At 43.9% G+C, this 10,379-nt stretch carries 7 protein-coding genes; all 7 read left to right on the top strand.

All coding sequences use genetic code 11. The annotated features are described in order from the left end of the window. Positions 1-1,798 (top strand): M28 family metallopeptidase (locus WKF69_RS07805; RefSeq protein WP_340381000.1); only part of this gene is annotated, 1,798 nt, incomplete at its 5' end. A 249-nt stretch (positions 1,799-2,047) separates the two neighbouring features. Continuing rightward, entirely contained in the window at positions 2,048-3,187 is a 1,140-nt protein-coding gene (locus WKF69_RS07800; protein WP_340380998.1) for a BamA/TamA family outer membrane protein, read from the top strand. 61 nt (positions 3,188-3,248) lie between these two features. Beyond that, the gene (locus tag WKF69_RS07795) at positions 3,249-4,604 is read left to right on the top strand and encodes a hypothetical protein (RefSeq protein WP_340380996.1); all 1,356 of its coding nucleotides are present in this window, start codon (positions 3,249-3,251) and stop codon (positions 4,602-4,604) included. A 30-nt stretch (positions 4,605-4,634) separates the two neighbouring features. Continuing rightward, positions 4,635-6,131: a serine hydrolase gene (locus WKF69_RS07790; protein WP_340380994.1), complete on the top strand. Its 1,497-nt coding sequence runs from the start codon at positions 4,635-4,637 to the stop codon at positions 6,129-6,131. A gap of 323 nt (positions 6,132-6,454) precedes the next feature. Then, positions 6,455-7,735, top strand: a complete 1,281-nt coding sequence (locus WKF69_RS07785) for a serine hydrolase domain-containing protein (protein ID WP_340380992.1) — start codon at positions 6,455-6,457, stop codon at positions 7,733-7,735. A gap of 204 nt (positions 7,736-7,939) precedes the next feature. Next, entirely contained in the window at positions 7,940-9,529 is a 1,590-nt protein-coding gene (locus tag WKF69_RS07780; RefSeq protein WP_340380991.1) for a D-aminoacylase, read from the top strand. A 7-nt stretch (positions 9,530-9,536) separates the two neighbouring features. After that, a complete protein-coding gene (locus WKF69_RS07775; protein ID WP_340380989.1) occupies positions 9,537-10,331 on the top strand; it encodes a DUF2490 domain-containing protein in 795 nt (264 codons plus the stop codon). The last annotated feature ends 48 nt before the right edge of the window (positions 10,332-10,379 follow it).

Below are 10,379 nucleotides of genomic sequence, written 5' to 3'. Positions count from 1 at the left end.
CTTATCCAAAATTAACGTCTTTTATATTGATTTTTATGAAATAAATTACCCCTCGCAAGGACATACCTCATTTGTCATTGCGAGCGCAACCAAACTAATTCATATCTTCATTCAACCAATCCAACCCTTTATGAAACTAAAACAATACTCACTCACCCTTGCCCTTGCGGCGATAGCAATGTGCGCCGCTTGCAACCAGGATACTCCAAGCGCATCTGCCGTTGATGAGGACGGATTGGCTGCCTTCAGCGCCGATAGCATGCGCCTTCATGTATCGCAGCTTGCCGACGATTCGCTTCAGGGACGTAAACCCTTTACCGAGGGTGAAACTAAAACTGTTGCTTACCTCCAAAGACAATTCAAACAAGCTGGCCTTGAGCCTGGAAATGGTGATAGCTACCTTCAGGAAGTACCCATGGTAAATATTCAAACCATTGCCGATCCTCTGATGACCGTTGCATCCCCGAAAGGGAGTTTAACACTTAAAGGCTTTGATGATTATGTTATCTGGACTGATAAGATAACTGACAAGGTCAGTTTAAATAATGACGAAGTAGTGTTTGCGGGCTATGGTGTTGTAGCTCCCGAACATAACTGGAATGATTATGCCGGCCTTGATGTCAAAGGAAAAGTCGTCCTTGTAATGGTAAACGATCCGGGTTTTGCTGCTGGTGATACCATTTTATTCAAAGGCAAAACGATGACCTATTATGGCCGCTGGACCTATAAATTTGAGGAAGCCGCTCGTCAGGGTGCCAAAGGATGCTTGATTGTGCATACTACCGAAGGAGCGAGCTACCCCTTCTCCGTTGTGCAAAATAACTGGAATGCATCGAAGCTTAGGCTGGACGATCGCGCTAAGCCAAACCGGTATACTGATGTTAATGGCTGGGTTTCTCTGCCGGCTGCAAAACGACTGGTAGCTGCAGCGGGAATGGATAGCACAAGCTTTTTCGCGATGGCTGACAAACCAGGGTTCAAGCCTTTGCCGCTTAATCTTAAACTCTCTACAAACATCAAAGTTGCCACCACTTTCAATAAATCTCTGAATGTAATCGGTAAGATCACTGGTACAAAAAGACCGGATGAAGTGATCATCTACACCGCACACTGGGATCACCTTGGAATTGGCAAAGCAGATGAAACCGCCGATTCAATCTACAACGGCGCTCTGGACAATGCCAGCGGCACAGCGGGTCTTATTGAACTCGCCCGCGCATTTAAAAGCCTTAAAACCCAGCCTGAACGTACTATAATTCTTCTCGCAGTTACCGCCGAAGAACAGGGATTGTGGGGATCTGCGTATTACGCTCAAAACCCTATATACCCCGCGGCCAAAACAGTTGCTAATATTAATATTGATGGATTAAATCCTGCGGAAAGCACGCGCGATATCATCACGGTAGGCAAGGGCCAGTCAGAATTAGAAGATTACCTGAAAGCAGAAGCAGAAAAAGCAGGGCGTGTACTTGCATATGAAACACATCCTGAAGCAGGATATTACTACCGTTCAGATCATTTCAACTTTGCAAAGGTGGGTATCCCAGCACTGTACACCTCCCGCGGTGTAAATGTAATAGGTAAGGAAGAGGGCTACGGCGAAAAACAGGGTGCCCTATATCGTGAGAAGAATTATCACCGCCCATCAGACGAATACGACGCGGCAACCTGGACCTTCGCTGGTGGCTTAGAAGATCTGAAGCTACTGTTCCTCGTTGGAAAACGCCTGGCGTTCGAAACAAAGATGCCGGTTTGGAAGGAAGGCTCGGAGTTTAAGGCGATTAGGGAGAAGAAGTAAGAAATAACTGAAAGTGGAAAACTGAAAACTGAAGCATAACTAAAAGTGGAAAATCGCAATGCATTCAACTTTCAGTTTTCAGTTTTCAGTTTCTGACCGTTTAGCTAGGTCATCGTCCTTCTTCAAATCTGTTGTCATCATGGCCACCCCATCTATCGTCTGGCTTATAACTTCTTCGTGCTTGCCGCGATAAACTTCCCGTACACCAAGGCAGGGCCGACTCTCAACTAAACCCTATCTTTGCCCCTCATGAAAAAATACCTGCTACTCCTTTTCGTTACCGTCATATCTTCAACCGGCAATTCCTCATTCGCCCAGACGAAACTTATTAAGAAACTCTTTTCCAATGACACCGACACTTCCCGTTCAAGCAGTTTTATTCCTCTTCCTGTGCTGGGCTATGCTCAGGAAAAAGGGCTTGAGTTGGGTGTTGCTACGCTATATTCGTTTTATACAGATCATAAAGATACATTGACAAGAGCCTCCCGGCTGAACGGCATTGCCACGTTTACCACTAAAAGCCAGAGTAATTTTCAGCTTAAAAGCGATATCTGGGCACCGGGAAATACCTACCACTATTTATCGGAGATCCGGTACAGGAACTTCCCGTTCAACTTCTACGGAACAGGGAACGGTACATTAAAGGCCAATGAAGACCGGATCACGCAAAAGCTGTTCAGGCTAAATGTTGGGGTGGAAAAGAAGCTTGGGAGAATAACGTATACGGGGCTGAGTGCAGGCTATGATAATTATCGCTTTACGGACAAAGTAGCCGGCGGGATCTACAGCACAGATGCGTCAATCACAGACCGTGATGGAGGTCAGGTATTTTTTGTCGGCGTATCGCAGATTCTGGATAATCGTAATTCTAACATCTATACAACCAGTGGATCATATCTCAAATTAAACTACTCTTATGCGCCGGATTTCTTTGGCGGCGATAATTATCACGGGGGTATGTTCAAAGCCGACCTAAGAAGCTTCAAAAGTTTAAGTAAGAAGCTGGTGATTGGTGCAAACGGGCTCTTCCATACTATAGGGAGCGGCTCCACCCCGTTCTATATGCTGCCGCAGCTTGGCAATGATGAGATGATGCGCGGTTACTATACCGGCCGGTACCGCGATGAAAACCTACTTGCCCTGCAGGCCGAGCTTAGGCTAAGGCTAAACCCCAGATTTGGGTTCGTAGGTTTTGCAGGAACGGGAACAGTTTACGGCAATAGCAATTTCAAAGCTGCCGACCTTAAGCCAAGTCTGGGCGGCGGCTTCCGGTATTTCTTTGATATTGAAAAAGGATTAAGTATAAGGATGGATTACGCCCTTGGCGAAAAGAAGTCGGGTGAAAAACGGCAAAAAGGTTTTTATTTAAGTTTAGGCGAATCCTTTTAATCTTCGAGAAGTAATTTTACTAATTTGCATACTTAGGTTATGTATTTTAGAATTTTCCGACGTGAATAGATTTAAACACCTGCTACTTCTCGCATCAATATTTCTTGTTCTATCCTGTTTTCACAAAAAGGACGATAGTACAGAATCTCTAAATACAATTGCCCAAAACTACATACGGCTCGGCTTATTCATTGGTCAATATGATGCCGATTTTGTAGATGCCTACTACGGCCCGGATTCCCTGAAGCCGAAAAACAAACCCGCTGCGTTCCCGAAAGACAGTGTTCTGACTTCAATCACGCATCTGCGTAATGAGCTTGAGAAGATCATTACAACAGGTACTGATTCTAATAAAGTAAGAGCCAAATGGATGTCAGGGCAATTAATTGCATTCAGCCGTAGAGTAAATATCTTTACAGGTGAGTTTGGTACTTTCGACGAAGAGTCTCAGGACCTGTTTGGGGTCAAAGCACCGGAGTATTCACCTTCTCATTATGAGATCCTGATCGATTCGCTGAATCTGATACTTCCGGGATCGGGCAGTGTTCAGGATCGCTTTCAGACACTCGCCAACCGTTTCATCATTCCGAAAGCTAAGCTCGATACCGTTTTTAAGACTACAATTGCCGAGGCCAGGAAACGAACAGTAGCACATTACAAGCTGCCCGCAGATGAAAAGTTCACCCTTGGGTACGTTACAGATAAACCATGGAGCGGTTACAACTGGTATAAGGGCAGTTATACCAGCGAGATCCAGATAAACACAGATATTCAGATATTTATTGAACGGGCTATTGATGTGGGCAGTCATGAAAGTTATCCGGGGCACCATGTTTATAATATGCTCCTTGAAAAGAATCTCTACCGGGATAAAGGCTGGGTTGAAATATCACTATATCCTTTGTTCAGTCCGCAATCGTTTATCGCCGAAGGTAGTGCAAATTATGGTATCGAACTTGTCTTTCCCGGCGCAGACAAAATTCATTTCTCGAAAGAAGTTATCCTTCCGCTTGCCGGTTTGGATACGAACGGGATTAGCTTATACTTCAAAGCTCTTGCTATGCGGGGCAAACTCAACTATGCCCGGAACGAAGCCGGAAGAGGTATCGTAAACGCAACCATGAGCGATGAACAGGCCATGGCGTGGCTTCAGAAATACTGCCTTTACAATAAAGAAACAGCATTGAAGTCGATAAGCTTCATAAAGAAATACCGCAGCTATGTCATCAATTACAATTACGGGCAGGATGTGGTTAAACAATATGTGGCAAATAGCCTGACGAAGCAACTGGAAGATGCTGCAAAAACAGTCGACATGCCTGTTAGTGCAAATAAAGACAAAATTATGAGCAGGCGCTGGAGGGTTTTCGGCAACCTCTTAAGTAATCCCATAACGCCGGAAGACCTCTTAAAATAATACCTAAACTCAATCAACAACTTAGAGATAATGAAACGTTTATTTTTACTGTTGCTGTTTCCGATATATGTTTCGGCGCAGAGTACCAATTACACAGACAAATTCGGAACTATAGATGCGTATGCAAACGGCCTTCTTCAGCAGTGGAATATTCCTGGAATGGGAATATCAATTGTGTACAAAGACAAGGTAATCTACAGCAAAGGTTATGGGCAGAGGGATATTGAGAAAAACCTCCCGGCAACTGAGACAACCTTATTCCCAATCGCGTCTAATACCAAACTATTTACGTCAACCATCGCTGCACAGCTTGCAGTAGAAGGAAAGTTAGATTTAGATAAGCCTGTTCGCACTTACGTTCCAGGCATGAATTTCTATAACGAAGAGCTCACCTCACGGGTTACCTTGCGGGATATGCTGAGCCACCGCACGGGGCTTCCCGGCTATGACGGGATCTGGCTGAATGCGCCTTATAGAAGAACCGAAGCTTTGAGCAAAATTGCTTACATGAAGCCGTCTTTGGGATATCGCGAAGGCTACATATACAATAATATGATGTTTATGGCATCCGGATTGGTAATTGAAAGCGTAACCGGAAAATCGTGGGAAGATAACGTGCGCGAAAGGATCTTCAGGCCCCTGGCTATGAACTCCAGCGGCTTTGCCGGAGCAGGTAAAAAGCCAGCCGAGCATTCGCAATCTTATTTCGATAATGAACAGGGAAAACTGGTAGCCCGCATGTTCAGCTCCCAGTCTGAAACCCTCGGTCCTGCAGGAACCATTTACTCCAATATGAAAGATATGGGTAACTGGATGATTGCCCTGGTTAATAGTGGTAAGTTCAATGGCAAACAGGCGATCCCCGCAAGGGCAATTGCCGAAACGATGATCCCGCAAAACTTGTCGGATAAACGAGGCCGCTATGATGAGCTTTCCAATTCTATATACGCCATGGGAAGGATCGTCCAAACTTACAAGGGAACAAAGATGGTAAGTCACACCGGCTCTATTGATGGCTTTTACTCCAATCTAGCCTACCTGCCAAAAGACAGCCTGGCTATTTTTATAGTTCATAACTCTACCTCGGCAGGTTCACTTCGGTCAGTAATGAACCTCCCAATCATCGATATCTTACTGGCTCGCGAAGCTACAGATTGGAGCGGCCGGTATCGTAAGGATTATCTTGAAGGCGAGGCTAGAAACAAAAGGCAGATCGACTCGCTGAATGCGTCCCGTGTAACTAATACCGTTCCTTCTCATCAAATGCAGGCTTATACAGGTACATTCCAGCATCCGGTTTATGGAGATATCAAAATTGAAGTCAAAAACAATGCACTTGCCCTAGGCTATCGTGCACTGACTGCTGCTTTAAGTCACTGGCATTATGACCAGTTTATTACTATGGAAGATGGAAAAGGGTATCCCGATATGCGCATTAGTTTTATCACGAACGATAAAGGGGAAATAGACAAGATCAGCACCAGGCCTTTTGGGGATCCGGTTACGGAGTTTGTGAGAGTTAAATAATTCTTAAGTGGAGAGCCTGCCTGCCGTCAGGGAGGTTGAGAGTCTTTTTCATACGTTAAAACGAAGCGCTTTGATAATTGATGTCAGCTATAGTAATGAGTGTTTTTCGTAGATTTAAAAAAAAAGAAGCCACTATATAAAAACAAATGTCGGTTTGACCCCGAAGGTGGTCGTATGTAACAATATCTACCACATGCGACCACCTTCGGGGTCGACTTGTCGGAAATATTTATTGCTATAAATATACGACCTCCTTCGGGGTCGACGGGCTAAAAGGAGAATCTTGATTGAGAATTTATATCACAAATGATAAGTATATGAGTATGAAAAGAAATTTATTATGGGTTGCACTGCTGTTCGCAGGCACAGCAAGTGCTTTTGCACAGGTTATTACAACATCAACACCGGAGGCCGCAGGGTTTTCATCAGAGCGCCTTAAAAGGATTGATGTTGCCATGAATGACTGGGTGAGTAAAGGTTACCTGAATGGTGCATCCGCGTTGATCATCCGCAATGGAAAGGTGGCTTATTACAAAGCTGCAGGGTATGATGATCTGGATACTAAATCTCCAATGCCTAAAGACGGGATCTTTCGGATTGCGTCTCAAAGCAAAGCGATAACCAGCGTAGCCATAATGATCCTTTTTGAGGAAGGCAAATTACTGCTGAGTGACCCGGTGTCAACATACATTCCATCTTACAAAGGCCAGTCGGTACTTGCTCAGTTAAACGCAGCAGATACTACATATACAACAGTACCGGCAAAGAGAGAAGTAACGATCAAAGATTTGCTTACCCATACTTCAGGTGTGGGTTATGCACAGATTGGAACCAAGGAAGCGAACGCGATCTATAACAAAGCTGGCCTGACGACGGGAATAGGTGTCAGCCATGAGAGTCTCCTTACAGCCATGACCCGCCTGGGTAAGCTTCCGCTGATGCACCAGCCCGGAGAAAAATGGACGTACGGATTAAATGACGATATACTTGGCGCCGTAGTAGAGGTAATTTCCGGAATGAGCCTGGATGATTTTTTCAGGACACGGATCTTTGAACCATTGGGTATGAAGGATACTTACTTTAACGTTCCTCAGGCTAAGGCAGATCGCCTTGTTAATCTTTACACCGAAAAAGCGGATGGAACACTTGTTAAAGCACAAGCCAATATGCTTAATAACGGACCGGTTACATCAAGGTACCCCCTTATTAAAACCTCGTACTTTTCCGGTGGTGCTGGATTAAGCTCTTCCATTTACGATTATGCTATTTTCCTTCAAATGCTGCTGAACAATGGTGAATACAATGGAAAAAGGATATTATCCAGGAACTCGGTTCGAATGATGACGACCAATCAGGTAGGTGAAGTTCCCATTTCCAACGAAGATAAATTCGGCTTAGGCTTCCAGGTGGTAACCGACAAAAGCAGCGGACGTACGCCTGCGCAGGCGGGCACTTTTGGCTGGGGCGGAGCATTCGGCACTTCTTATTGGGTTGATCCCAAAGAGAAAATGGTGCTGCTAATCTATCGTCAAATGCAGGCAAGAACACATAACGAAGTAATTGAAAAGTTCAGGGCGATGGCTTATGGGGCTTTAAATGAGTAGCGAGATGTGAGATGCGAGATATGAGACATGAGACAAAATCATGGGCCTTATGGTTGTTATTTCTCGTTTCAGCTTCTTGTATCACGGGTCTCGATTGTTGCATCTCGCATCCCGTTTCCTGCATCTCATAAATATTATATATTTGATTCGAACGTCAAAGCCCATTGCTCATAGTCCATATCAATCCGTCCCTATTCTTTTAAAATGAAAAAACTCGTATTTACATTCGTTCTTTTAGGAACATTCTTTTTAACCCGGGCCCAAACCGCACAAACGATAGCAGACATCATTATCCGGAATGGAAAGGTACTTGACGGAACCGGCAACTCCTGGTTTTATGGTGATGTAGCTATCAAGGACGGTAAGATCCTGAAAGTGGGTTACCTCAATGGTCTTAAGGCCACTAAAATCATCGACGCAAAAGGCTTAATTGTAGCCCCGGGCTTTATTGATGTTCACGGACACATAGAAAAAGATATTATTACAACTCCCGATGCGGCTAATTACATTCTGGATGGCGTGACAACCGTGATCACTGGTAATTGCGGTGGGTCTGAAGAGGACATCCGCGGGTATCTGCGCTTAGTGGATAGTATACGCCCATCAATTAATATTGCATCTCTTATCGGCCATAACACTGTTCGCGCTCAGGTAATGCAGCGGGCGAACCGCGCTCCTACTACTGCAGAGCAGACTCGCATGGATGATCTGGTGGCCCGAGCGATGAAAGATGGCGCTGTTGGGTTGTCAACTGGTTTGATCTATATTCCCGGCACCTTTGCCAAAACTGAAGAAGTGGTAAGTCTGGCGAAAGCTGCTGCAAAATACCACGGCGTATATGCATCACATATCCGGAATGAAGAGAACGGTGCTGTTGAAGCAATAAATGAGGCAATAAACATAGGTAAAGAGGCTAATATCCCGGTTCAGATCTCGCATTTCAAGATAGGTGGAAAAGCAAATTGGGGGAAATCAGATATTACCCTCGGGCTGATTAAAAAGGCGCGTGAAGATGGCTGGGATGTAACCATCGACCAGTATCCATATACTGCAAGTAGTACTAATCTTGGAATACGCTTACCCGACTGGACCTTTCAGGGAGGAAATGATTCCATGAGAATAAGATTGACGGATCCGGAATCACGCTCGAAGATCAAAAAAGAAATGCTTCAGCAGTTAAAGGGTTATGCTTTCCCTAATTACTCTTATGCGGTAGTTGCAAATTATCCTACTGACACTTCATACAATGGCAAAAACATCTCAGAGATAAATAAGCTTCTCGGTAAAAAGTCAAATGTTTCTAGTGAAGCTGAAACAATTATGGACATGGTACTGGCAGGAGGTGCACAGATGGTTTATAATAGCATGAATGAAGAGGATGTAAAATACATCATGAAATATCCTTTCAACATGTTCGGCGCTGATGCGGGTGTTCGGGTGTTCGGGCAGGGTATGCCGCATCCGCGCGGTTATGGTACCAATGCCAGGGTATTAGGAAAATATGTTCGCGATGAAAAAGTGATTTCCGTTGAAGAAGCTATACGCAGAATGACTTCCCTGCCTGCACAAAAGTTTGGGCTCAGCGACCGCGGTTACCTTCTTCCAAACTACGCAGCCGATATTGTAATCTTCAGCGAAGCAGAAGTTCGGGACATGTCAACATTCCAGCAGCCGCACGCGTATTCCAAAGGCTTTAAACACGTCATTGTTAACGGTGAAGTAGTTGTAGAGAACGAAAAGCATTTGGGAACCAAGAGTGGAAGGGCGTTATATGGGCAGGCATTTGTAAAGTAGTGGAAAGTTGAGATTACCTAAAACAAAAACCAAACTTGACCGACCTTATTGTTTCAATAAGATTATCCTGCGTTATGCTTTAAGCTCGATATTATTATTTTTATCCATTAACTTGCTGGGACAGACTGCAGAAAAGAAAATAATAAACCAATCATTTTCGATACTTTCATATTCTAATATTGTTGGAATTTCTGCAAAATTCTCTCTTTTGAATGATATTCAGGAGCGCAGTTTTCTCGTTCCAATTAAGCAGTCTCAATTTTTTATAAGATCACAGGTTAATTATAGCTTTTTAGAAAACTGGAATGTTGCAGTTGGTGCAGCATATTACCTTACTTCTCCCAACGACCCTAATTCGTTGAGTAAGCTGGTAGTGCCTGAGATAAGGTTGAATCAGGATTTAATTTACAAGCAAAAATACAAAACCTTCGGTCTGGGTCACCGTTTTAGATCCGAGGAGCGTTTTATTAACAAGAGCATTAACGATAGTCTCATTGAGGGCTTTAAATTCAGAGAGCGTTTGTCTTATTCGATATCATTTGAATATTATTTAATAAAAAAGCAGCCTATCCATAATATAACAATCAAAGCCAGCGATGGGGTTTCTGTATACACGACTAAAAAGTTTGATCAAAATCGTTTTTATGGTGGCTTAAATTATCAGATAGAAAAAAGCATATCCCTTGAGTTAGGATATATTAAAATCATTCAGCAGCTTAATTCCGGCGGCCGATATTACAACCGGGATATGGTCAGTTTTATAGTCAATCATAAAATTAATAAAAAGAACCCGCGGGGATAAAAACGGTAAGTTAAGATGCAATTTGCCAGTTCAAAAAGAATAAGTACC

Origin of the sequence: Daejeonella sp. (assembly GCF_037719425.1) — a bacterium.
Lineage (GTDB): Bacteria > Bacteroidota > Bacteroidia > Sphingobacteriales > Sphingobacteriaceae > Daejeonella.
The sequence above is the reverse complement of the archived record's forward strand: the minus strand, read 5'-3'. Positions and strand labels throughout refer to the sequence as shown.

What these genes read in the sequence shown, in the direction of transcription:
- WKF69_RS07800 (WP_340380998.1), top strand. Translation starts at nt 2,048, where the DNA reads ATGAAAAAATACCTGCTACTCCTTTTCGTTACCGTCATATCTTCAACC.
- WKF69_RS07785 (WP_340380992.1), top strand. Translation starts at nt 6,455, where the DNA reads ATGAAAAGAAATTTATTATGGGTTGCACTGCTGTTCGCAGGCACAGCA.
- WKF69_RS07790 (WP_340380994.1), top strand. Translation starts at nt 4,635, where the DNA reads ATGAAACGTTTATTTTTACTGTTGCTGTTTCCGATATATGTTTCGGCG.
- WKF69_RS07780 (WP_340380991.1), top strand. Translation starts at nt 7,940, where the DNA reads ATGAAAAAACTCGTATTTACATTCGTTCTTTTAGGAACATTCTTTTTA.